Below are 22,517 nucleotides of genomic sequence, written 5' to 3' on the forward strand. Positions count from 1 at the left end.
CACCCATCGGGTCCATGGTCGCGCCGGGCCGCGGGCTGGCCCTTGCGCTCGCTCAGGCGCATGCGCGATGGGTGGACAGCCGATGCGCATGCGCCCATTGCTCGACCTCAACAGAGCCGGAGATTCTCGTCCATTCATTTCCCCTTGGAATATTCTTGTCAGGCCCAGTCATCCCGGCCTTCCTGTCGGGTAAGATCCGATCAGTACTCACTCAACCATTCAGCTGCCATGGCCCTCGACCTTACAGACACCCTCGTCGTCGGTATTTCCGCCACCGCCCTGTTCGACCTGGCCGAAGCGGATGCCGTCTATAAAGCCAAGTACGCGAAGAACCCGCAGAGCGCGCTCGACGAATACCGCGCCTACATGCTGGAACGCGAAAACGAAGCGCTGCGCGACGGCACCGGCATGCCGCTGGTGCGCGCCCTGCTCGGCCTGAACCGCTTTGCGCCGTCCGAATCGAAGCCGCTGGTCGAGGTCGTGGTCATGTCGCGCAACAGTCCCGAGACCGGGGTCCGCGTCTTCAACAACATCCGTTCGCGCGGCCTGCAGATCTCGCGCCATGCCTTCACCGGGGGGCAGTCGGTGGTCGATTACCTGGATGTGTTCTCGGTCGACCTGTTCCTGACCACGAACGTCGAAGATGCCCAGCGCATCATCGATGCCCAGGCCTGCGCCGCGGCCGTGCTCAAGCCGCCGCCGCATTCGGGCGAGGCGCCGCTCGAAGACCAGGTGCGCATCGCCTTCGACGGCGACGCCGTGCTGTTCGACGATTCCAGCGAACTGGTTTACAAGACCGAGGGCCTGGGCCGCTTCCACAGCGTCGAGGACGAAAAGCAGAACGAGCCGATGAAGGACGGGCCCTACGCGGTCCTGCTGCGCAAGCTGGCCAAACTGCAGGAGCGCCTGCCCTTCGGCGCGGACGCGTCGCCGGTGCGCATCGCCATCGTCACCGCGCGCAGCGCGCCGGCCGAGATGCGGGTCATCAATACCCTGCGCCACTGGGGCGTCTACGCGAACGAGATCTTCTTCCTCGGCGGCGTGCCGAAGTCGAAGGTGGTGAAGGCCTTCCGGGCCCACATCTTCTTCGACGACCAGGACCTGCACCTGGACCCGGCCGCCAAGCACGTGCCGTCCGGCCGCGTGCCCTACCGCTCGGACTCGCCGCTGTACCTGCCGATGTCGTCGCCCTTGCCGGGGCTCGGACTGGCCGACGATCCGCCGCTGCTGGTCGAGAAGCTCGAAACCTGAGCTTCGCCGCGCACCTCGAACCGGGCGCGCGCCAGCGTGCGCCCGTCCTTCCCCACCAGCTTCAGTTCGTGCCTGCCCGGCGCCGGCGTCCAGCCGGCGTCCAGCGCGGACGCTCCCAGCTCCTCCCCGTCCAGCAGCCAGGCCAGGCCCTGCGCGCCCTGGGCCGCAAAGCGTACCCGCTGAAGCTTTTCCGGAATGTCCGGATCGAGCGCGATCAGGCTCGAATCGGCCGGGTACACGATCTTCGGCTGGCGCTGGCCAGGCGCCAGCAGTTCCACCGACGCCGTTTCGGTGCCGCGCACGAACCATTCGCTGCGCGGCGGCTCCACCGCGGGCGTGAAGGCGACCGCCTGCCGCACCAGGCCGGGAGGCGCCGCGGGCGCGCGGCCGGGGCGGCCGCGGTGCAGGTAGTCGATCACGTCGCGCCACACCGGCGCCGCGCCGGAGACGCCCGACACGTCCCACATCGGGCTGCCGTCCGCATTCCCGACCCAGACCCCGACCGTGTAGCGGTCCGTGAAGCCGACGCACCAGTTGTCGCGCATGTCCTTGCTGGTGCCGGTCTTCACCGCGCTCCAGAAGCTGGTGGCCAGCTCGTTGCGCAGGCCGAAGGTGACGCTGCGCGCGCCGCGGTCGGACAGGATGTCGGCCACGATGAAGGACGCGCGCGCATCGAGCACCCGGCGCCTGCTTTCCGGCGCGCGCGGGCGCAGGGTGGCGCTGCCCTGCATCCCGCCGTTGGCCAGCGTGCGATAGGCGTTCGTGAGTTCCAGCAGGCTGACGTCGGCCGAGCCCAGCGCCAGCGAGTAGCCGTAGAAATCGGCCGCCTCGACCAGGCTGGAGAGGCCGACCTCGCGCAGCCGCTCGTGGAAGCGCTCCAGCCCCGTCAGCATCAGGGTCCGCACCGCCGGGATGTTCAGCGAGCCGGCCAGGCTGGTGCGCACGCTCGCCACCTCGTGGTAGCGGCGGTCGTAGTTCTGCGGCACGTACAGGCCGCCGACGGTCGGGATGTCGACCGGGGTGTCGTCCAGCAGCGAGGCGGCGCTGAGGATGCCGCGCTCGATCGCCAGCTCGTACAGGAAAGGCTTGAGCGTGGAGCCGGCCTGGCGCAGGGCCGCGGCGCCGTCGACTTCGCGCGCGCCCGTGTTCGCGACATAGGCCAGGATCTCGCCGCTGTCGTTGTCCAGCACCACCACGGCGCCATCGCCGACGTTGCGTTCGGCCAGTTCGGCCAGGTGGCGGCGCAGGGTCGCGGCGGCGAAGCGCTGCAGGTCCGCATCCAGGGTACTCCGCAGCACTCTTTGTTCACCACCGCCGTCCAGCAGCAGGCGTGCCACCTGCGGCGGCGTACCGGGCGGCGCCGGGCGGTTCAGCGCCACTTCGACCTGCCACTCGATGGTCGCGCAGCTCGACGCCGCCTTCAGCTCGGCCGCCAGGGCGCAGGACCGCCGCGCCAGCTCGCGCGCGGGGGCGCCGGGCGCGCGCAGCAGGCTGGCCAGGATCGCCGACTCGCCGGTGTCCAGGCTGGACGGCGCCTTGCCGAACAGGCTGCGCGCGGCGGCGCCGACGCCCTGCAGTTCGCCGCGGAAGCTGGCCAGGTTCAGGTAGGCCTCGAGGATCTGCTGCTTGCTCCAGCCGGCCTCCAGCTCGCGCGCGGCGAGCGCCTGGTCCCATTTCTGGCTCCAGCTGCGGCCTGCCGCGCGCGCCGCCAGGGCCGGATCGAGCAGGCCGGCCAGCTGCATCGTGATGGTCGAGGCGCCGCGCGGACGCGCCTTCCCGGTGCGGAACAGGTTGTCCCAGGCCGCCTGGCCGACTGCCCTGAAGTCGATGCCGCCGTGTTCCATGAAGCGCTGGTCCTCGGCCTGCATCACCGCGCGGCCCAGGGTCGGCGAGATGTCGGCCAGCGCCACCCAGGGCTGGCGCCGCGCCGCCATGTCGACGCGCACGCTTTCGAGCGGCACGCCATGGCGGTCGAGCAGCTGGGCGTCCGAAGGCCGCCAGGCCGCCTTGACCTGCTGCGGCGTCGGCACCGCCGGCACCGCTGGCGTACATAGCGCCAGGGCGAGGACGAGCGTTGCCGGCCCGTTCACGGCCCCACCGCCACCCCGGCATTCGGCAGTTCGCCGAACATCTCCGGGTTGTACATCGCTTCCACGCGCGTGACCGGCATCGCGAAGCGCCCTTCGTTATTCAGGCGCACCGTGTACTCGACGCTGAAGCCGCCCTTCGGCACGTACTCGTAATACGAACGGAAGGCCGACTGGGTGCGCTCCTGGAAGGCCGGGAACACCCAGCCGCGCGAGCGCTCGCCCGCGGCGGCGATCTGGCTGTCGCGTCCCAGGCCGCTGCCGAGGATGGTGGCGCCGGCCGGGATCGGATCGTCGACCACGACCCAGGTCATGTCGGCCTGGGCATCGATGTCCAGGCGCACGCGGTAGACGTCGCCGCGCGACCACTGGCCCCTGGTCTTCTGCTCGACCGGCGTGACGCTGCGCACGATGCGGTAGCCCGAGGACAGCGGCGCCATGAGCGGCACCGCGGCCAGGCTGCGCACGGTCGCCCACGGCTTGCCGCTGCCGAGCTGCTTCAGCTTCAGGGTCGACTGCCCTTCCGGCCAGGCCTGCAGGACCGTCGACGGCACCGTGCCGGTCCACGAGGCGCTGCCCAGGACCAGGCTGGCATTGCCGGCCACCGGCTCGGCCTCGAACCTGCGCGAGAACGCATCCATCGCCACCACGCCCCAGGCATTCGCGGTGGTGGTGTTCCAGCGCCCGTGCCGCTGGCGGCCCAGCGCGCCGCGCGCCAGGCGGCCGATGTCGGCCTGCCAGAACGGATCGTCGATGGCGGCGCGCAGCAGGCGGTTGGCATTGACGTCGCCGGAGGCCATCAGCCACCACCAGTCGTCGCTGCGCTCGGTCGAAAAGCCCATCGTGGTGCCCTGCAGGTTCAGGCGCGCACGCAGCACCTGGCGCGCGTGCGCGAGCCGCTGGTCGCGCTGCGGCAGGCCCGGCGTGCGTTCCAGGACCTGGTACCAGTCGAGGACGGCGGAGGTCGGCCACAGGTTCGGCTCGACCGTGATCGATTCGAGCATGGCCGGCTTCACCAGGCCGCTCCTCGACAGCGCTTCCAGCGCGGCCAGCTTGCGCACCGTGAGTTCGCCGCTGGCCAGCAGGAACGGCTGCGCGACCTTGCCCTCGATGAAGGCGGCGAGGCCGGCTTCCATGCGCGCTTTCAGCCCGTCGGGAATGGCGTAGCCGGCTTCCGCGGTGACGGACAGGACATAGGCCGTCAGGGTGTCGCTGCCCCGCTCCATCGGCGCGAAATACTTGACCAGGCCGTCGGCGTCGAGGTGGGCCGGAAGTAGCGCCACCGTGGACTCCCACATGGCCTGGTCGCGCAGCGCCACCGCGCGCGAGGTACGCTGCTCGAAGCAGGTGTAGGGATAGGCGCGCATGTAGTCGCGCACGCCCGGCAGTTCGCCGCCCAGGCGCGCCGTGAGCACGGTCTGGATGCCGCCGCGTCCCGGCAGCGCGTCGAGGGGCCGCTGCACCGGCAGGGTCTTCTCGCCGTCGAGCTGGAGCAGCGTCGCCTGCAGGGTGCGCACCGGCACCGCCACGCCGACCTGCTGGCGGATGCGGAGGCGGTCCTGCGCGCCTTCGCCGGCATTGGCCCGGACCTCCCACTGCAGGCTCCCGGCGCCGGCCGGAACGCCATAGGTCCAGCCCAGTTCGCGCGCCTCGCCCGGCGCCAGGCGCAGGTCGAGCGGCGCCAGCGGCTGGCCCTTGCCATCGTCCACGGTCACGCTCGCATCGAGGCGCACCGCCAGCTCGCGCTGCGAGGCGTTGCGCACTGTGAAGCCGGCGCGGAAGGCATCGCCCTCGCGCACGCTGGCGGGCAGGCCGGACAGCAGCATCAGGTCCTGGGTGGTGCGGATCTCGGTGGCGCCGGTGCCGAACAGCCCTGCGCCGCCGCTGGCCACGGCGACGATCTTGAAGCTGCCGAGGGTGTCGTTGAGCGGCACCCGCACGCTCGCCTCGCCCCTGGCGTCGAGGACCACCTTGCCCTTCCACAGCAGCAGGGTGTCGAACAGCTCGCGGCTGGCGCTGCGCCCGCCGCCGCCGCCATGCGGGAAGGCCTTGCGGCCGAAGTGGCGCTTGCCGATCACCTGCATCTGCGCGGTCGCGGTCTCGACCTGCAGGTTCCGTTCGCGCATCATCGCTTCCAGCAGGTTCCAGCTGGTGTTCGGCATCAGCTCCAGCAGGCCGGCGTCGACCGCCGCCAGCGCCACCTCGGTCCCGGCCGGCAGCCTGGCGCCGCCGGGCGCCTCGACCCGGATATCGACCTTCGCCTGCTCGCGCACCTTGTACACGGGCTGCTGCGCCGTCACGCTCACCTTCAGCTCGTGCGGGCCCCAGCCGACCTTCAGCGGCGCGATGCCGAGCTTGTAGGCCGGCTTGCCGAGGTCGACCAGCGCGGTCGGCTGCACGCCCGCCACCCGCCCGCGTACGGCCAGGGCCGAGACGAAGACGTTCGGCGCATAGCTGGCCCTGACCGGGATGCGCACCGTCTGGTCGCGGCCGGACACGCGCCGCACATAGCTGTCGAGGATGCCCTCGCGCTCCACCGTCACCAGCACGGTGGCGTTGCGGAAGGGGCTGCGCAGCTGCAGCGTCGCGGTCTCGCCGGCCTCGTAGCGCTTTTTCGCCGGCAGCAGGTCGATGCGGTCGTGGTCGCCCGCCGTGAACCACTCGTCCTCGCCGCCGCCGATCCAGACTTCGCGCTTCGTCGCCGCCACCCGTCCCTGCGGATCGCTGGCGCGGGCGCGCAGGATCAGGTCTCCTTCGCCCGGCGCGCGGGTCTCGCACAACAGCAGGCCGCGCGCGTCGGTGACGCCGCCGCAGGCTTCCCCGAGCCGCTTGACTTCGCTGCTGTGCTCATACGCGTAGAAGCCGCCCACCAGGCGGCGCCGGTGCGAAGTGGTCTGGCGCGCGAAGAAGTCGACGTTCACCGGCACGCCCGCCACCGGCTTGCCGGCGGCGTCCAGCACGACGGCCTGGAATTTCACGGCATCCTTGCCCAGCAGCCAGCCATCGGGATTCAGGCCGACCACATACGCCGAGGGCCACAACGGCACGCGCGCCGCCACCGTCGAGGTCTCGCCGTTCGCATCCTGGTAGGAGAGTTCGGCCAGCAGGCTTTTCGGCTTGTCGACCGGCGGCAGCCGGTCGACCGCGATGCGCGCGCCGCCGGCGCGGTCCAGGCTCAGCGACTGGGTGCGCGCGGCCTCCAGCCGGGCGCCGCGCTCATCGTTGCCCGCGCCGCCTTCCGCTTCGCTGCCCTCGTCCTCTTCGCCGCCGCCCTGCGTCTCCACGCCTTCCCTGACGTCGCCCTGGCCCAGGCTGAATTCCTCGTAGCCGGGAAACTGCACGCCGGTGTCCTGCACCACGCTGCGCAACTTGACCGGGGCGTCCGCGGCCGGGCCGCCGGACAGGTAGCTCACCTGCGCATCGAAAACCACCGCGCCCGGTGCGACCTGGGCGTCGGGCGGTGCCTTCAGCAGCGCCCTCATGGTCGGCACGCGGAACTGCTCGACGCGGAAGGAGCCCGACACCTGGCCAGCGAGCATCACCTCGTACACGCCCAGCCTGGCGTCCTGCGGGATCTTCCATTCGCCCTGGGCCGCGCCGCCGGCGTCCCAGTCGAGCGCGATCTCGGTCTTCTCGCCCGTGCCCTGGTGGATGATGAAACCGCGGGCCGGGCGCGCGCTCCGGTCGGCGCCGGCTTCGCGTGTGCGCCAGTCCCGCGCGCCATCGGGCGCCTTGTCGCCGGCCCGGACCTGCGCGAAGCCGGCCTGCGTGTGGCGGCGCAGGAAGTGCTTCATGTGGACCGTCTCGCCGGCGCGCAGCAGGGTGCGGTCGAACACGGTAGCGGCGATGCGGCTGTCCTCGAAGCGTCCGCCGGTGGGCAGGTTGAAGCGCCAGTTCTCGATGCCGTCGTGCCAGCTCGAGAGCGTGAAAGTGAAGTCGCCGCCGCTGCGCGCCGTGATGAAGTAGCCCTCCATCCCCCTGCAGTTCACCGTGGGCAATTCCTTGCGGATGCGCGCGATGCCCTGCGCGTCGCTGGTTCCGCTCCACAGCAGGCGCGCGGCGCAGTCGCGCACCTCGACCCGGGCGCCGGCCACCGGCCTGCCCTTGTCGAGCGACGTCACCCACACCAGCGAGGACTGGGCGCCGAGCTTGAAGTGGGCCGCCAGGTTGGTGACCAGGGCGCTGCTGCGCACATAGGCGGTGCCTCCTTTCGGGTTGAGGGCGGCGCCCAGGCGCGGGCTGGCCAGCTCGACCACGTAGAAGCCGGGTTCGCGCAGCGGGATGCCGATCACTTCGAAGGCGCGCCGGCCGTGCGGTTTGGGCAAGGTGAAGCGCTGCAGCGTGTCCGCGCGCGCGGCGCCGCCGGCGAAGATGGACGATTCCAGCTGCTTGCCGGACGGCTGCTCCGGGGTCCAGCCCCAGGACGGGCTGGCCAGCCGGCGCAGCCAGGCGATCACGTCCTGCTCGCGGCCGGCCTTCAGCTGCAGGGCCACGCCGGTGCTCGCCAGCTTGCCCGCCAGCCTGGGTTCGACGTTGCGCACCGTGACCGGCAGCAGGCGGTCTCCTTGCGCTTCCAGGATGCCGAAGGGCGCGGCGAACTTCACCAGCGGCGGCGCTTCGCCGGTGCGGACCGGCAGCGGGAAGCGCGCCCGGTTCACCAGCGTGCGGCCGGCATCGTCCTTCAGGCCACCGGGAATGTGCAGGGTCAGGCGCGCGCTTTCCGGGAAGGGCCCGGGCAGGCTGACCGCCTCGACCGCGCTGGCGCGCTGCTCCTCCTTGCCCAGCACCGCGGGGTGGCGCTTGCCGCCCGCCTCTTCCAGGTAGATCGCGCGCGCATCGGCCAGCGCGACCGGCGCGCTGAACTCGAGCCGCATCGGCAGGAAGGGAATGCACTGGGACCGCGCGCTGACGCGGTCGCAGCGGAATGTCGCGGTAAAGTCGGGCCGGGTTCGATAGGCGAGCCGCTGGTCGGCGGCGGTGGCGGCGCCGTTCGCCGCCGCGATCCCGGCGCCCCATACGAGCGAGACCGGGGTATCGGCCGGCAGCGTGCGCTGGCACTGCAGCACCACGAAACGGGCCAGCCTGCCGGCGCCCTGGTCGGCTTTCAGGCGCGCGCGCGTGTAGGGTTTGCCCAGTTCCTCGTTGTCGCCGTCGGCCAGGGTACGCTGCACGGTCCAGCGGTTGGCGAACAGGGCCTGCTCGCGCGCCTCGCCTTCGAGGATGCGGACCCCGATCCGGTCGGCGATGCCGTCGGCCTCGCACCAGGCGTGGGCCGCGACGCTGGCCGGCGCCGCCGGGGCCGACAGCGCCAGCACGAAGGCCTGGCGCTCGTCGATCGCCGAACTGCCGTCGTCCGGCGCGCTGTGCAGCACGGCGGGGCCGCCGGTGGCGACGGCGAATTCGCGCCGTCCCGCCAGCGCCTGGCCCTGCAGGTCGCGCGCATCCGGCCGCAGCGTGAAGCGGCAGCGCACCGCGCCCGGCAGGTCGCGCTCGAAATCGTAGGCCCAGGTGCGCTCGTCGACCCAGCGGCCCTTGCCGGGCACCGGGCAATCGACCTCGAAGGGGGCCGGCGCGCGCAGGTCGCCGAACGCCACCATGGGCGCGGAAAAGCGCGCCGTGGCCTGGCGGACTTCCCTGGCCGTGCCTTCCGGCGCAAACATCTCGATGCCGGTCGGCGCCGCCCGGGCGCCCGGACACCAGCACAGGAACAGCAGGCACAGCAATCTCAGCAAGCCCGGTACGCTCACGCCACGCATCTTGTCCCTCTCCCAGTGAAAGCCTTGCTGAGTCTTGCAATATTAAATTTACTTGTCAACAACATTTACATCGGCCATGCACGGTGTGCATGAATCGCTATAGAATGCGTCTGTTATATTTCCTGTGCGCATATGAGCATCCCACTGATCCTGAACCTGGCCATCGCCCTCGCCGTCTGCGCCCTGCTGTTCCTCATGCAGCAGCGCCATGCCTCCTTCACCAAGCGCGTGTTCACCGGCCTCGGCCTGGGCATCGTGCTGGGCGCGGCCTTCCAGGCGGTCTACGGGCTCGGCTCGCCGGTCATCGCCGACACCAATGCCTGGCTCGACGTGATCGGCACCGGCTACGTCAAGCTGCTGCAGATGATCATCATTCCGCTGATCATGGTCTCGATCATCCAGGCCATCCTGAAGCTGCGCGACGCCTCCTCGCTGGGCAAGATCAGCGCGCTCACGATCGGCACCCTGATGGTCACCACGGCCATCGCCGCCGGCATCGGCATCCTGATGGCCAAGCTGTACGGCCTGAGCGCGGTCGGCCTGACCTCGAGCGCGGCCGAAGTCGCGCGCGGCGCCTACCTCGAAGGCAAGCTGGCGGCCGCCCAGCAGCTCTCGCTGCCGAACACCATCCTCTCCTTCATTCCCGAGAATCCCTTCCTCGACATGACCGGGGCGCGCAAGACCTCGACCATCTCGGTGGTGCTGTTCTCGATCTTCATCGGCATCTCCGCCACCGGCATCGCCGGCAAGAAGCCGGAAGTGTTCGAATCCTTCAGCCACTTCGTGCACGTCGCCCACGTGATCGTGATGCGCATGGTGACCCTGGTGCTGCGCCTGACGCCGTTCGGCGTGTTCGCCCTGATCACCCAGGTGCTGGCCAGTTCCAGCCTGCAGGACATCCTCAAGCTGATCGGCTTCGTGACGGCGTCCTACAGCGCGCTGGTCTCGATGTTCGTGGTGCATCTGCTGATCGTCGCCGCGCTCGGCCTTAACCCGGTGCGCTACGTGAAGAAGATCTTCCCGGTGCTGGTGTTCGCCTTCACCTCGCGCACTTCGGCCGGCAGCATCCCGATGAACGTGCAGACCCAGACCGCGCGCCTCGGCACGCCGGAAGGCATCGCCAATTTCGCCGCCTCGTTCGGCTCGATGATGGGCCAGAACGGCTGCGCCGGCATCTACCCGGCCATGCTGGCGGTGATGATCGCCCCGACCGTCGGCATCGATCCGTTCACCGGCAGCTTCCTGCTGACCCTGGTCGGCATCGTCACCATCGGTTCGGTGGGCGTGGCCGGGGTCGGCGGCGGCGCCACCTTCGCCGCCCTGATCGTGCTGTCGGCGATGAACCTGCCGGTGGCGCTGGCGGGCCTGCTGATCTCGATCGAACCGCTGATCGACATGGGCCGCACCGCCCTGAACGTGAGCGGCTCCATCACGGCCGGCACCCTGACCAGCCGCGTGCTCGGCCAGACCGACATGCGCATCTTCAACAGCGACGCCGCCCTCAACCTCGACGGCGACGAACAGGTCGCCTGACGCCTGCCCCGCGCGCCAGTCCCAGCGCCAGGCCGGCCGCCAGCAGGGCGAGCGGCGGCGGCTCCGGCACGGCCGGCGCCAGCACCCGATCCGGCGCCAGCGCCGGCATCAGCCAGGCCTCCCGGCCGGGGCCCGCATCGGCCGGCAGCGCCAGCGCCGCGGCGACAAACAGGGACTGCGCATAGCGGGAACGAGCCATCCTGATCTCCATGAAATCGGCAAAGACGCGAGCTTAGGACAGCCCGGACCTGCCCGGCATGCGCATTCTCAGCGATCGTCTCGATGGCGTTTTCGAAAAGAATCGTGCGCGAAGGTCCCGCCGAATCCGTCTATGATCGGCCCATGTCAAAATCACAAACAGGCGGGTGATGGATCAAAAGTGGCCTCAGGAAATCTGGTTGGTCAGGCATGGGCAGAGCGCCGGCAACGTCGCGCGCGATGCCGCCGAAGCGGCGGCCGGGTTGCGGGTCGATATCGCGGAGCGCGATGTCGACGTGCCGCTGTCCGAGCTCGGCATGCGCCAGTCGGAAGCGTTGGGCGCCTGGTTCGCGTCCCTCCCCGCGCACAGCCAGCCCAACGTGGTCCTGTATTCGCCCTATGTGCGCGCGGCCCAGACCGCGGACCTGCTGATGCGCCGCCTCGACCGCGACGAACTGCTCGCGGTGCACGCCGACGAACGCCTGCGTGAAAAGGAATTCGGCATCCTCGACCGCCTGACCGTGCGCGGCATCGCCGAGCAATTTCCCGACCTGTATGAACAGCGCCGCCACGTCGGCAAGTTCTATTTCCGCCCGCCCGGCGGCGAGAGCTGGTGCGACGTCATCCTGCGCCTGCGCAGCGTGCTCGACACCCTCACCCGCGAATACTGCCGCGAACGCGTGCTGATCGTCGGCCACCAGGTCATCGTCAACTGCTTCCGCTACCTGCTGGAACGCATGGACGAAGCCAGGATCCTCGAGGAGGACCGCCAGGGCGACGTACCGAACTGTTCGGTTACCTCCTATGCCTTCGACCCGTCGCTGGGCAAGCGCGGCAAGCTTGCGCCGCGGCTGATCAATTTCGTCGCTCCGCTCCAGGACACCGGCACCCCCGTCACCACCGGCAAGGACGTGCCGACGGCGGCCAAGGCCTGAGGCGCATTCGACCATGACGCTGCATACCTACGCCCGTCCGCGCGATCTCGATGCCGTCCTGCTGCGCACCTGGCCGCTGCCGGTGCCGTCGGGCGAAGGCGACAAGGAAGAACGCGGCCACGTGCTGATCCTCGGCGGCTCGCGCGAGATGCCGGGCGCCGTCATCCTGGCCGCCGTCGCCGCCCTGCGCGCCGGCGCCGGCAAGCTGACGGTCGCCACCGGCAACAGCGTGGCCCAGCTGGTCGCGCTGGCGATTCCCGAATCGCGCGTGCTGGGCCTGGCCGAGAACGAGGCCGGCGGTTTCACGGTCGAAGCCGTGGCCGAGCTCGATCCGCTGGCCGACCGCATCAACGCCATCCTGATCGGTCCCGGCATGCAGGACGAGGAAGCCACCGCGCGCCTGGTGCATGCGCTACTGCCGCGCCTGCACGGCACCGACACCAGCGTCATCCTGGACGCGAATGCGATGGGTGCGATCGTGCATCCACCGGAACCGGTCAACCCACCCTTCCGCTTCGACGTTCCAGTGCTGGTGACGCCGCACGCGGGCGAGATGGCGCACCTGACCGGCATCGCGAAGGAAGACATCGCCGGCGGCGCCGACCGCATCGCGCTCGACGCGGCGCAGCGCTGGAACGCGGTGGTGGCCCTGAAGGGCGCGCGCACCGTGATCGCCACGCCGCAGGGCGAACGCTGGCAGCACGACGGCGGCAACATCGGGCTGGCGACCTCGGGCTCGGGCGATGTGCTGGCGGGCATCGTGGCCGGCCTGGCGGCGCGCGGCGCCGACCTGGCCCAGGCCGCGGCCTGGGGCGTGGTCCTGCATGCGCAGGCCGGCGAACGCCTCGCGGCGCGGCTGGGAAAAATCGGATACCTGGCGCGGGAACTGTCGGACGAGGTCCCCGCGCTGCTCGAACAAGCCGCCGGCGACCCGGCCGAAGCGGCGCTGCGACCATCCGGCAATTTCGCCGGGGGGCTAAGGGTTGAACGTTGACGGTTCGGCTCTTATCTGAAAGAAGTGTGCAATTCGGCGAACTGGCAAGAACCATGCAGGCCAGGCGGAGTCGAATTCGTACACCAACGGGGCCGCGTATTGCGTCGGTTCCCTGATGGTTCCTTGACTGGGCTGACAAGTCCTGCTGGAACTAACCTGGCGTCGTCGACCCTCCAGCGCCTCACCTGGAGACGGCGGCAAAGATTAGACGTGAACGAGGAGTAAAACCAATGAAAGCTCTTAACAACGCATCGAAGATCCTGTTTGCCGCAGCCCTGATGGCAAGCCTTGCGGCTTGCAAGAAAAACGACACCACCAGCACGACCGGCACCGGCGACACGTCGGCCACCGCGCCGAGCAGCACTTCGGGCACCAGCGGCACCGGTAGCACCGGCGCTGCGGGCACCACCGGCGCAGGCACCACCGGTACCGGCGCCACGGGCACCGGCACCACCGGCGATACCGGCACCGGCGCGACCGGCACCGGCACCACCGGTACGGGCGCAACCGGCACCGGCACCACCGGCACCGAAGGCACCGGCACCTCGGGCACGGGCACGAGCGGTACCGGCACCACCGGCACCGGCACCACCGGTACTGGCACCAGCGGTACTGGCACCAGCGGCCATTGATCAGCCGTCCGCGGCCGATCGGCGCGATGCCGCATCGCAAAGGGCCTGCGACGGGTCCTTTGCACGGATTAAAGAAAAGGCCTGCGCGAGCAGGCCTTTTCTGTTGCCAGGACGGTGACGGTCAGGCGGTCACCGGCCCCCTGCGCCCGGTTGCGAAGCGGCCCAGCTTGACGATCATGCGGAACACGAAGCGCACCAGCACGATGGTCAGGATCGCTTCCACGAAGGTCATCACGAAGGCCGGCAGCGCCGTGAAGCGCGCCGCGCGGCGGTGGAACTTGGCGCCCATGCGTTCGCGTGCGATCTCGATGCTGTCGTAGAAGGTCGGCACGACCAGCAGGGTCAGCATGGTCGAGGTGATGGTGCCGCCGATGATGGCGATCGCCAGCGGACGGTAGAACTCGCCGCCCTCGCCCAGGCCCAGCGCCACCGGCAGCATGCCGGCGATCAGCGCGAAGGTCGTCATCAGGATCGGACGCAGGCGGGCGCGGCCGGCTTCCATCAGCGCATCTTCGCGGTCCATGCCTTCGGCTTCGCGGCTACGCGCCGCATCCAGCAGCAGGATCGCGTTCTTCGCCACCAGGCCCATCAGCATGATGACGCCGATCAGGCTCATCAGGTTGATCGTCGAATGGCTCAGCAGCAGCGCCAGCACCACGCCGATCAGCGACAGCGGCAGCGACAGCATCACGCCGCCCGGCGCGGTGAACGAGCCGAACTGCATCACCAGGATCAGGTACATCAGGCCGATACCCGACAGCAGCGCGATGATCATCTCGGTGAACAGTTCCTGCTGGTCCTGGCCCATGCCGCCCAGCTGCAGGCCATAGCCCGGCGGGAAGTCCATGCTCTTGGCCAGCTTCATGGCGTCGGCGGTGACTTCGCCGTTCGAGCGCCCCTGCACGTTGGCCGACACCGCGATCACGCGCTTGCCATCCTTGTGCTCGATGGTCGACGGGCCCTTGCCCATGGTGATCTTGGCGATCTGGTCCAGCGGCACCATCATGTTGCTGCCGGTAACGGCGATCGGCAGGCGCTCGATGTTCTCGGTCGCCACCCGGTCGGCCGGATGCAGGCGCACCGCCACGTCGCGGGTCTCGCCGGTCGGGTCGACCCAATCGCCCACCTCGATGCCGGCGAAGGCCACGCGCAGCGCGGTGGCGGCGTCGCCGACCGAGATGCCCATCGAGTTCGCCAGGCCGCGGTCGAGCACGATCTGCAGCTCGTCCTTCGGATCCTGCTGCGACAGGCCGACGTCGACCGCGCCCGGCACCTGGCGCAGCTTCTCCATGTAGGCGGTAGTGATCTCCATCAGCTTGCGCGAATCCGGACCGGTGAATTCGATCCGCACCGGCTTGCCGCCGCCGTTGTTCAGGTCGTCCTGGACCACGAATTCGGCGCCGACCAGCGGCTTGATCCTTTCGCGCAGGTCGGCGGCGATCTCGGCGGCGGTACGCTTGCGCTCGGTGCGCTTGCCGATGTCGACGTAGATACGGCCGCCGGTGGCGGTGATGTTGCTGTTGGTTTCCTTGGTTTCCTTGATCGAGCGGGCGATCTCGGCCGCCTTCTCCATCTTCAGGCGCGCATACTCGACCGAGGTCGACGGCGGCGTGCGCACGTCGATCGCGATGTTCTGCTGGTCGGACTTCGGCAGGAAGGACGAGCCGCCGAATTGCATGTGCAGGGCGATCGCGGCGATCAGGGTGCCGACGGCGATCACGGCCATCGACTTGCGGTGGTGCAGCGCCCAGGCGATCACGTTGCCGTAGCGGTCGGCCTGGTGGTCGAACCAGGTATTGAACTTCGCCAGCACCTTCGACAGGCCCTTCTTCGGCGCATGGTGGTAGCCCGGCGGGTCGCCCCAGAAGGCCGACAGCATCGGGTCGAGGGTGAAGGAAATGAACAGCGACACCGCGACCGAGGCCGTGACCGTCAGGGCGAACGGACGGAACCATTCGCCGGAGACGCCCGGCATGAAGGCCACCGGGATGAACACGGCCATGATCGAGAAGGTGGTCGAGGCCACCGCCATGCCGATCTCGGCGGTACCTTCGAGGGCGGCGGTGCGGCGGTCCTGGCCGTTTTCCATATGGCGCACGATGTTTTCACGCACCACGATCGCATCGTCGATCAGCACGCCGATCGCCAGCGACAGGCCGAGCAGGGTCATGAAGTTCAGCGTGAAGCCGCACAGCCAGACCGCGATGAAGGCGGCCAGCACCGAGGTCGGCAGCGACAGCGCGGTGATCAGGGTCGAACGCCAGGAGTTCAGGAAGGCATACACCACGAAGATGGTCAGCACGGCGCCCAGCACCAGCGATTCGATCACGTTGTTCAGGCTGTTCTGCGCATTCTTGCCGCCGTCGCGCACGACTTCGATGCGGGTGCCCTTCGGCAGTTCCTTCTGGATCTGGTCGACCATGTTGCGCACCTTCTCCGCCACCGTCACGGTGGAGGCGTCGCGGGTGCGGGCGATCTGGAGGCTGACGTTGTCGGCGCCGCTGCGGATCGACAGGCTGTCGATGTCGGCGAAACCGTCCTTGATCTCGGCCACCTGGTTCAGGCGCACGATCTGCTCGCCGTTGCGCTTGACCACCACCTGCTGGAAGTCTTCCGGATGCTCGATGCGGCCGACCAGGCGGATGCTCTTCTCGTCGAGGATGCCGCGCACCTTGCCCACCGGGGCATTGGTGTTCTGGCGCTGCAGCGCGCTGGTGACTTCGCCGACCGACACATTGTATTCGCGCAGCTTGTCGGCACGCAGCAGCACCGACAGTTCACGCTTGAGCGAACCGCCGACGTTGACGGTGGACACGCCGTCGATGCTGCGGAAGCGGTCCGCCAGCACGTCCTCGGCCAGGCGCGAGATCTCGGCCTTGCTCTGGGTCGTGGACGACAGCGCCACGTTCATGATCGGCTGGGCCGACGGGTCGAAGCGGCGCAGGATCGGTTCGCGCATCTCGATCGGCAGCTTGTAGCGCACCGCGGCGATCGCGTTGCGGATGTCGTCCGAGGCTTCGATCACGTTGCGGTTGAACTCGAATTCGATCCAGAACTGGGCCGAGCCCTCGTTGGCGGACGAGTTCATCTCGTGCACGCCAGGAATGCTCTGCATCGACTTTTCGAGGCGGTTGACGATCTCGCGCTCGACCGTCTCGGGCGAGGCGCCCGGGTACGGGATCTGGACGATGATGAATGGCGCCTCGACGTCCGGGCTCTCGTTCACGCGCAGTTTCTTGAGCGCGAGCAGGCCCAGGCACATCATCATCAGGATCAGCACGATCGTGGCGATCGGCTTCTTGACGCTAAAGTTAGACAGGAACATGGTGGATTTCCCTTATTTCCCTTGTGCGCCCGGGGTGCCCGCGCTGGCCAGGGCCTGCGGCGGCGTCTTGGGAGCCGCCATCTGGACGGCCTGGCCATCCTTCAGGCTCGAATTGGGTGCGCGCAGCACCAGGTCGCCGGCGGCCAGGCCCGACTTGACCTCGTAGTTGCCGGTGCGCTGGTCGCGCGCGCCGATGGTCAGGTCGGCCCTGCTCAGCGACTTGGCGTTCACTTTCCAGGCGTAGGTCTTGTCGCCGGACTTCACCAGCGCGCTCTCCGGCACCATCAGCGCCGCGGTGCTTTCGGCATCGATGCGGCCTTCGGCGTACAGGCCGGCCACGCGCGGCTGTTCGCCGGTCAGGCCGACCAGCACCTCGACCTGGCGGGTCACTTCGTTGGCGGACGGGTCGATGCGCTTGACCACGCCGGTGAACTGGCGGTCGCCGTAGCCGTTGATGTGGTAGCTCACACGCTGGCCCACCTTGACGGTGCTGATCTTGTCGGCCGACACGCGGCCTTCGTAGCGCATGCTGGTCGGATCGATCACTTTCAGCAATTCCTTGCCGATGGCGGCGGTGTCGCCGGCCGAGACTTTACGATCGGACACGATGCCGTCGAACGGCGCGCGCACCACGGTGCGGCCGACCTGCTGGCGGGCCGTCGCCAGGCGCGCGCGCGCAGCCGAGACTTCGCTCTGGGCGGCGTTGCGGCGCACTTCGGCGTCGTCCAGGGCCTGGGCCGAGGTCATGCCCGAGGCGCGCAGGGTCTTCAGGCGGTCCAGCGCGCGGGTCGACTGTTCGAAGGCCTGGGTGGCGGCGCGCACGGCTTCCTCGGCCGACATCAGGCTGTCGCGGATCGAGGTCTCGTCGAGCTTGACCAGCACGTCGCCGCGCTTGACCGGTTCGCCGTTCTCCTTCAGCACCTGCAGGACCACGGCGGACACCTCGGCGCGCAGGTCGGCCTTGCGTTCCGGCTGGATCGAACCGGTGATCACGGGGCCCGAAGCGAGCGCATTGCTCTGCACCGTCAGCACGTCTTCCGGCTGTACCAGCAGCTGGACAGGCTTGCCGTCTTTCTTGGCGTCGGCCTGGGCAGTCGCGGTTTCCGGCTTGGCGGGTTCCTTGGAACCTTTACCGCAGGCAGCAAGCGCCGAGGCAATGGCAAGGACGAGTAGGGTTTTGCGCAGCATTTCTTGGATCTCCCGAGTGGACTCGTAACCTGTAAATATAAGAATAGAAAAAGCCAGCGCGCAGTATCGGTGAGGCTGGTATCCCAGTCAATCGAGGATAGTCAGAGCGTGGTTTTCGAGGGATGAACTGCGTTTTTGGGGGATGAACTGCAACTGGACGGGATGAAATGCGTCCGGAAATGGACAGTTGGCGGACAGTGGCGGACGTCCGGCGCGGGCTACTGGCTTGGGTCCCCGCCTGCGCGGGGACGACGGATCTCCCGCCGTCGCCCCCGCGCAGGCGGGGGCCCAAGTTCGCCTTTTTACTTGACGAATACGTGATACACCAGGTTCCCCATCAGGATCCCGGTAACGATCCCGCCGCCGATCTCGACCAGCGTATGCCCCATCCGCTCGCGCAGCGTGCGATGGCCGGCGTCGGACGCGCCGGCGGCCAGGCGGTTGATGGCGGCGGCCTGGCGGCCGACGTGCTGGCGCAGGCTGTTGGCGTCGATCATCACGATGAAGCACAGGGTCACGGCGACGCCGAACGCCGGGTGGCCGATGCCTTCGCGCAGGGCGATCAGGGTCGCCATGCTGGTCACGGTGGCGCTGTGGTTGCTGGGAAAGCCGCCGTTGCCGACCAGGTTGAAAGCCCAGCGCCGCTGGCGCGCGCTATTGATCAGGAATTTGATCGGGCCGACCACCAGCCAGGTCAGCAGCGGGGTCAGCAGATAAGTGAAGTCCATGTGAGTTCCGATGTGTTAGTACAAAGTAATGCCGGCCAGCATTATCGCAGAAGCGATGCGCCTGCCCCAGCCGGAAACCCGTAAAATCCTCTGCAGTGTGGTTTATCAGACAACGGAGAACTTAATGCAACATTTCAAGCTGTCATTCGTGGTGACGATAGTCCTGCTGGCGCTTGCCGGGTGGTGGGGCTACAGCCACGGCGGCACCGGCGGCCTGATCCAGGCCTTGTGGATCGCGGCGGTGCTGGGCGTCCTTGAAGTGTCGCTCTCTTTCGATAACGCGGTGGTCAACGCCACCGTGCTGCGCAACTGGAACGAGTTCTGGCGTAAATTGTTCCTGACGGTCGGCATCCTGGTGGCGGTGTTCGGCATGCGCCTGGTGTTCCCGCTGCTGATCGTCTCCATCGCCACCGGGCTGGGCCTGGTCGATGTCTGGCACATGGCGGTCAACACGCCGGACGAGTACGCGCGCGCCCTGACCTCGAAACATGCCGAAGTGTCGGCCTTCGGCGGCGCCTTCCTGATGCTGGTCTTCCTCAACTTCCTGTTCGACGAGGAAAAGGAACTCCACTGGCTGGGCTGGATCGAAGAAAAGGTCGGCCAGTTCGGCAGCGAAGGCCTGGCCATCCTGCTGACCCTGCTGGCCGTGTTCGGCTGCATGAGCCTGATGCCGCACGAGCGCCAGCTGCCGGTGCTGGTCGCCGGCGTGGTCGGCGTGATCGTGTACGTGGGCGTGGACTGGCTCAGCGGCCTGCTCGAAGAGGAGGAATCGGATCCGGCGGTCGGCAAGCTGATCTCGCAGGGCAGCATCGGCGGCTTCCTCTACCTCGAGGTGCTGGATGCCTCGTTCAGCTTCGACGGCGTGATCGGCGCCTTCGCCATCACCAACGACGTCGTCATCATCATGCTGGGCCTGGCCATCGGCGCGATGTTCGTGCGTTCCCTCACCGTGTTCCTGGTGCACAAGGGCACGCTGGAAGAATTCGTCTATCTCGAGCACGGCGCCCACTACGCGATCGGCATCCTGGCCCTGATCATGTTCGCCAGCGTCGAGTACGAGATTCCCGAATGGTTCACCGGCCTGTCCGGCATCGCCTTCATCCTGGTGTCGCTGTGGTCCTCGATACGCTACAAGCGGCGCGAAGAGCGCGAATCCGCGGCCTGAACCGAACCCCATCCAACGAAAGGAAAACACCATGGCGATCAGTCTGCAAAAAGGCGGCAACGTCAACCTGTCCAAGGAAGACCCGAACCTCAAGAAAGTCATCATCGGCCTGGGCTGGGATCCGCGCTCGACCGACGGCGCCACCTTCGACCTCGACGGCAGCGCCTTCCTGCTGCGCGGCGACGGCAAGGTGCGCGGCGATGCCGACTTCATCTTCTACAACAACCTGCAGTCGGGCGACGGCTCGGTCAAGCACACCGGCGACAACCGCACCGGCCAGGGCGAGGGCGACGACGAGCGCCTGCTGGTCGACCTGACCCGGGTGCCGGCCGACGTCGAGAAAATCGCCTTCGCGGTCACCATCCACGAGGCCGACCAGCGCCGCCAGAACTTCGGCCAGGTCGGGCGCGCCTTCATCCGCTGCCTGAATGCCGACGGCGAACGCGAGATCGCGCGCTACGACCTGTCGGAAGACAGCTCGACCGAGACGGCGATGATCTTCGGCGAACTCTACCGTTACGGCAGCGAATGGAAGTTCCGCGCCGTCGGCCAGGGCTACAACGGCGGCCTCGGTCCGCTGGCGCGTTCCTTCGGCGTGAATGTGTGACGCGTTCATGAGCTTTTGACAATCCGCGCGCTCATCGGCAGAATGGGCGCGACTTCATTCAACGCTCATCGACCATGCCCTCGACCTTCCCGCGGCGCGCCAGCGCCCTCCTCGCTTCCGTCATCGTCGCGGCCATCGTGCTGTTCGGGCTGTACACCGCCCTCGTGCTGCACTGGTCGTATTCGGAAGGCGAACGCGCCGGCTACCTGCAGAAGCTGTCGCGCAAGGGCTGGTTGTGCAAGACCTGGGAAGGCGAGATCCTGCTGTCGAGCATGCCGGGCGCCATCCCCGAGCGTTTCGCCTTCACCGTGCGCGACGAGAACGTGGTCAAGCAACTGCAGGCGGCGATGGGCCAGCGCGTCCAGCTCAGCTACTCCCAGCACGTCGGCCTGCCGACCAGCTGCTTCGGCGAGACCAGCTATTTCGTCGACAAGGCGGTGGTCGGCGGCAGCAATCCGGTCGCGCCGAATCCCGGCACTTGATACCCAAAAAGAATCACAGGCAGGCCGATCGATACTTTTGCATATCGATCGACGGCTGACAAAGTGGCAAGCTTGTGTCACCATCCATTCCTGAAAACAACAAACGGAGTGGCATGATGAGACGGCGGACCGGAGCGATATTGCTGGCGGCGGCAGGCATGCTGGGCGCGGCGCAGGCCTCCACCATCGTCGACCACACCCTGCTGCGTCCGGAGGGACGGCGGCACTACATCGTGGTCGAGCCGGACCGGCTGGCGCGCAGCAACCGCCCCACCGTGATCCTGCTGCACGGCCACGGCGCGTCGGCCGGCTTCATGGTCGGCCTCGACTCCTTCGGCACCTACAAGGCCCAGGACTGGATCCGCCTCGCCGAGCGCGAGCGCGTGATGCTGATCGCGCCGGACGGCATCAAGGGCAGCGACGGCAAGCAGGCCTGGAACGATTGCCGCGCCGACGCCGCCAGCAACGCCACCAGCGACGACGTCGGCTTCATCGCCGCCCTGATCGACAGCGCCGTGTCCGAACTCGGCGCCGACCCCGAGCGCATCTACGTGTACGGCAGTTCGAACGGCGGCGGCATGGCCTACCGCCTCGGCATCGAACTGGCGCCCCGGCTGGCGGCGATCGGCGTGCAGAGCGCGCTGATGCCGGTGCAGAGCCGCTGCAAGGCGCCGGCCCACCCGATCTCGGTGTTCGTGGCGCACGGCACCGCCGACCAGATCGCGCCCTTCAACGGCGGCAAGGTCGGCCACTGGCTGCTGCGCGGCCGCGGCAGCGGGGTCAGCGCCGACGAATCGGTGGCGGTCTGGCGCCGCGCCGCCGGCCTGCCGGAAACGCCGCTGAGCTTCCGCCTGCCGCACCTGCAATCGTCGGACCCGACCTCCGCCACGCGCTATGTCTGGGGCACCGACCCGGCCCGCGTGCAGGTGCAGTTCATGCGCATCGACGGCGGCGGCCACGTGCAGCCGTCGAAAGACGAGGAGCTGCCGTGGCTCCTGCGCAAGCTGGTGGGCAATATGAACCACGACGTCGATACGGCCGAAGAGGCGTGGAACTTCTTCAAGGACAAGCGCGTCACGGGCGCGCGCTGAACCCCGCCCATCACCGGAATTCCATCCACATGAAAAAAGCCATCGCCGCCCTCGCCTTGCTGGTTTGCGCCGCCGGCCACGCCGAACCCACCGTGCTGCGGATGCCGGAACTCGGCTGGGAAGTGCGCTTCAATGCGCCGGCCACCAGGAAGGTCGCTGAAGAAAGCAGCGCGCAAGCCTACCATTACGCCGGCAACGCCGGCCGCTTCAACCTGTCGCTGTTCATCGAAGCCCCTGCCTGCCCGGGCGGCGTGGCGCTCGAAGACAACGTGACATGTTTCACCCGGCGTATCGGCGGCCTTCCCAATCTCGTCAAGGAATCGGTCCAGGTGGAGCGCATCGCGCGCGGCGCACAGGTCACCTACGTGATCTATGCGCCGGTCGACGGCAAGCTGGTGAAGATGATGCACACCCATCTGCTGTTCGCCGACAAGGGCAAATGGGGCGACCTGCACGCCTCGGTGATCCGGCCGACCACGGACGAGATAGCGATGCTGCTGGGTCTCGGCGACGACTTCCAGTTCAGCGACTAGGAACGCCCGGAC

General features: G+C 68.4%; 16 protein-coding genes. 10 read left to right on the forward strand and 6 right to left on the reverse strand.

The features are described 5' to 3' along the window. Positions 1-228: 228 nt before the first annotated feature. The gene (locus AC3A6M_RS11460) at positions 229-1,251 is read left to right on the forward strand and encodes a 5'-nucleotidase (protein ID WP_487852843.1); all 1,023 of its coding nucleotides are present in this window, start codon (positions 229-231) and stop codon (positions 1,249-1,251) included. On the opposite strand, the gene pbpC is transcribed toward AC3A6M_RS11460, so the two are convergent. Beyond that, a complete protein-coding gene (pbpC, locus tag AC3A6M_RS11465) occupies positions 1,149-3,341 on the reverse strand; it encodes a penicillin-binding protein 1C (protein ID WP_487852844.1) in 2,193 nt (730 codons plus the stop codon). The genes AC3A6M_RS11460 and pbpC overlap by 103 nt on opposite strands. Next, entirely contained in the window at positions 3,338-9,094 is a 5,757-nt protein-coding gene (locus AC3A6M_RS11470) for an alpha-2-macroglobulin family protein (RefSeq protein ID WP_487852845.1), read from the reverse strand. The genes pbpC and AC3A6M_RS11470 overlap by 4 nt, the downstream gene beginning before the upstream one ends. A 132-nt stretch (positions 9,095-9,226) precedes the next feature. Between AC3A6M_RS11470 and AC3A6M_RS11475 the strand changes: the two genes are divergently transcribed. After that, on the forward strand, positions 9,227-10,627 hold the full coding sequence (locus tag AC3A6M_RS11475) for an L-cystine transporter (protein ID WP_487852846.1): 1,401 nt from the start codon (positions 9,227-9,229) through the stop codon (positions 10,625-10,627). On the opposite strand, the gene AC3A6M_RS11480 is transcribed toward AC3A6M_RS11475, so the two are convergent. Continuing rightward, complete coding sequence (locus tag AC3A6M_RS11480; protein ID WP_487852847.1) at positions 10,596-10,826, reverse strand: hypothetical protein; 231 nt, start codon at positions 10,824-10,826, stop codon at positions 10,596-10,598. The genes AC3A6M_RS11475 and AC3A6M_RS11480 overlap by 32 nt on opposite strands. 199 nt (positions 10,827-11,025) lie before the next feature. Between AC3A6M_RS11480 and AC3A6M_RS11485 the strand changes: the two genes are divergently transcribed. The 3 genes from AC3A6M_RS11485 to AC3A6M_RS11495 all read left to right on the forward strand — a co-directional run bounded on the left by AC3A6M_RS11485 (position 11,026) and on the right by AC3A6M_RS11495 (position 13,386). Next, positions 11,026-11,760, forward strand: coding sequence for a histidine phosphatase family protein (locus tag AC3A6M_RS11485; protein ID WP_487852848.1), 735 nt, complete (start codon positions 11,026-11,028; stop codon positions 11,758-11,760). A 13-nt stretch (positions 11,761-11,773) separates the two neighbouring features. Further along, positions 11,774-12,754 (forward strand): NAD(P)H-hydrate dehydratase, encoded by a 981-nt coding sequence (locus AC3A6M_RS11490; RefSeq protein WP_487852849.1) that lies wholly within the window; start codon positions 11,774-11,776, stop codon positions 12,752-12,754. A gap of 230 nt (positions 12,755-12,984) precedes the next feature. After that, entirely contained in the window at positions 12,985-13,386 is a 402-nt protein-coding gene (locus tag AC3A6M_RS11495) for a hypothetical protein (RefSeq protein ID WP_487852850.1), read from the forward strand. 121 nt (positions 13,387-13,507) lie between these two features. On the opposite strand, the gene AC3A6M_RS11500 is transcribed toward AC3A6M_RS11495, so the two are convergent. From AC3A6M_RS11500 to AC3A6M_RS11510, 3 genes are all read right to left on the reverse strand, one after another. Beyond that, positions 13,508-16,711, reverse strand: coding sequence for an efflux RND transporter permease subunit (locus tag AC3A6M_RS11500; protein ID WP_487852851.1), 3,204 nt, complete (start codon positions 16,709-16,711; stop codon positions 13,508-13,510). A gap of 12 nt (positions 16,712-16,723) precedes the next feature. After that, entirely contained in the window at positions 16,724-17,899 is a 1,176-nt protein-coding gene (locus tag AC3A6M_RS11505; RefSeq protein WP_487852852.1) for an efflux RND transporter periplasmic adaptor subunit, read from the reverse strand. A gap of 302 nt (positions 17,900-18,201) precedes the next feature. Continuing rightward, positions 18,202-18,627 (reverse strand): divergent PAP2 family protein, encoded by a 426-nt coding sequence (locus AC3A6M_RS11510; RefSeq protein ID WP_487852853.1) that lies wholly within the window; start codon positions 18,625-18,627, stop codon positions 18,202-18,204. 124 nt (positions 18,628-18,751) lie between these two features. Here AC3A6M_RS11510 and AC3A6M_RS11515 point away from each other — a divergent pair, with 124 nt between their 5' ends. From AC3A6M_RS11515 to AC3A6M_RS11535, 5 genes are all read left to right on the forward strand, one after another. Next, positions 18,752-19,792 carry a DUF475 domain-containing protein gene (locus AC3A6M_RS11515; protein ID WP_487852854.1) on the forward strand — a complete coding sequence of 347 codons (1,041 nt, stop codon included), beginning with the start codon at positions 18,752-18,754 and terminating at the stop codon, positions 19,790-19,792. Positions 19,793-19,823: 31 nt separating this feature from the next. After that, entirely contained in the window at positions 19,824-20,399 is a 576-nt protein-coding gene (locus tag AC3A6M_RS11520) for a TerD family protein (protein WP_487852855.1), read from the forward strand. 74 nt (positions 20,400-20,473) lie between these two features. Next, positions 20,474-20,881, forward strand: coding sequence for a hypothetical protein (locus tag AC3A6M_RS11525; protein WP_487852856.1), 408 nt, complete (start codon positions 20,474-20,476; stop codon positions 20,879-20,881). A gap of 113 nt (positions 20,882-20,994) precedes the next feature. Further along, positions 20,995-21,972, forward strand: coding sequence for a CE1 family esterase (locus AC3A6M_RS11530; protein WP_487852857.1), 978 nt, complete (start codon positions 20,995-20,997; stop codon positions 21,970-21,972). Positions 21,973-22,001: 29 nt separating this feature from the next. Beyond that, complete coding sequence (locus AC3A6M_RS11535) at positions 22,002-22,505, forward strand: hypothetical protein (RefSeq protein ID WP_487852858.1); 504 nt, start codon at positions 22,002-22,004, stop codon at positions 22,503-22,505. The last annotated feature ends 12 nt before the right edge of the window (positions 22,506-22,517 follow it).

Source organism: Telluria sp. Soil_C_11 (assembly GCF_057657395.1).

Bases quoted from the DNA above. Each gene is read 5' to 3' on its own strand.
- AC3A6M_RS11460 (WP_487852843.1), top strand. From the start codon at position 229: ATGGCCCTCGACCTTACAGACACCCTCGTCGTCGGTATTTCCGCCACC.
- AC3A6M_RS11470 (WP_487852845.1), bottom strand. From the start codon at position 9,094: ATGCGTGGCGTGAGCGTACCGGGCTTGCTGAGATTGCTGTGCCTGCTG.
- AC3A6M_RS11475 (WP_487852846.1), top strand. From the start codon at position 9,227: ATGAGCATCCCACTGATCCTGAACCTGGCCATCGCCCTCGCCGTCTGC.
- AC3A6M_RS11480 (WP_487852847.1), bottom strand. From the start codon at position 10,826: ATGGCTCGTTCCCGCTATGCGCAGTCCCTGTTTGTCGCCGCGGCGCTG.
- AC3A6M_RS11490 (WP_487852849.1), top strand. From the start codon at position 11,774: ATGACGCTGCATACCTACGCCCGTCCGCGCGATCTCGATGCCGTCCTG.
- AC3A6M_RS11495 (WP_487852850.1), top strand. From the start codon at position 12,985: ATGAAAGCTCTTAACAACGCATCGAAGATCCTGTTTGCCGCAGCCCTG.
- AC3A6M_RS11500 (WP_487852851.1), bottom strand. From the start codon at position 16,711: ATGTTCCTGTCTAACTTTAGCGTCAAGAAGCCGATCGCCACGATCGTG.
- AC3A6M_RS11505 (WP_487852852.1), bottom strand. From the start codon at position 17,899: ATGCTGCGCAAAACCCTACTCGTCCTTGCCATTGCCTCGGCGCTTGCT.
- AC3A6M_RS11510 (WP_487852853.1), bottom strand. From the start codon at position 18,627: ATGGACTTCACTTATCTGCTGACCCCGCTGCTGACCTGGCTGGTGGTC.
- AC3A6M_RS11515 (WP_487852854.1), top strand. From the start codon at position 18,752: ATGCAACATTTCAAGCTGTCATTCGTGGTGACGATAGTCCTGCTGGCG.
- AC3A6M_RS11520 (WP_487852855.1), top strand. From the start codon at position 19,824: ATGGCGATCAGTCTGCAAAAAGGCGGCAACGTCAACCTGTCCAAGGAA.
- AC3A6M_RS11525 (WP_487852856.1), top strand. From the start codon at position 20,474: ATGCCCTCGACCTTCCCGCGGCGCGCCAGCGCCCTCCTCGCTTCCGTC.
- AC3A6M_RS11530 (WP_487852857.1), top strand. From the start codon at position 20,995: ATGATGAGACGGCGGACCGGAGCGATATTGCTGGCGGCGGCAGGCATG.
- AC3A6M_RS11535 (WP_487852858.1), top strand. From the start codon at position 22,002: ATGAAAAAAGCCATCGCCGCCCTCGCCTTGCTGGTTTGCGCCGCCGGC.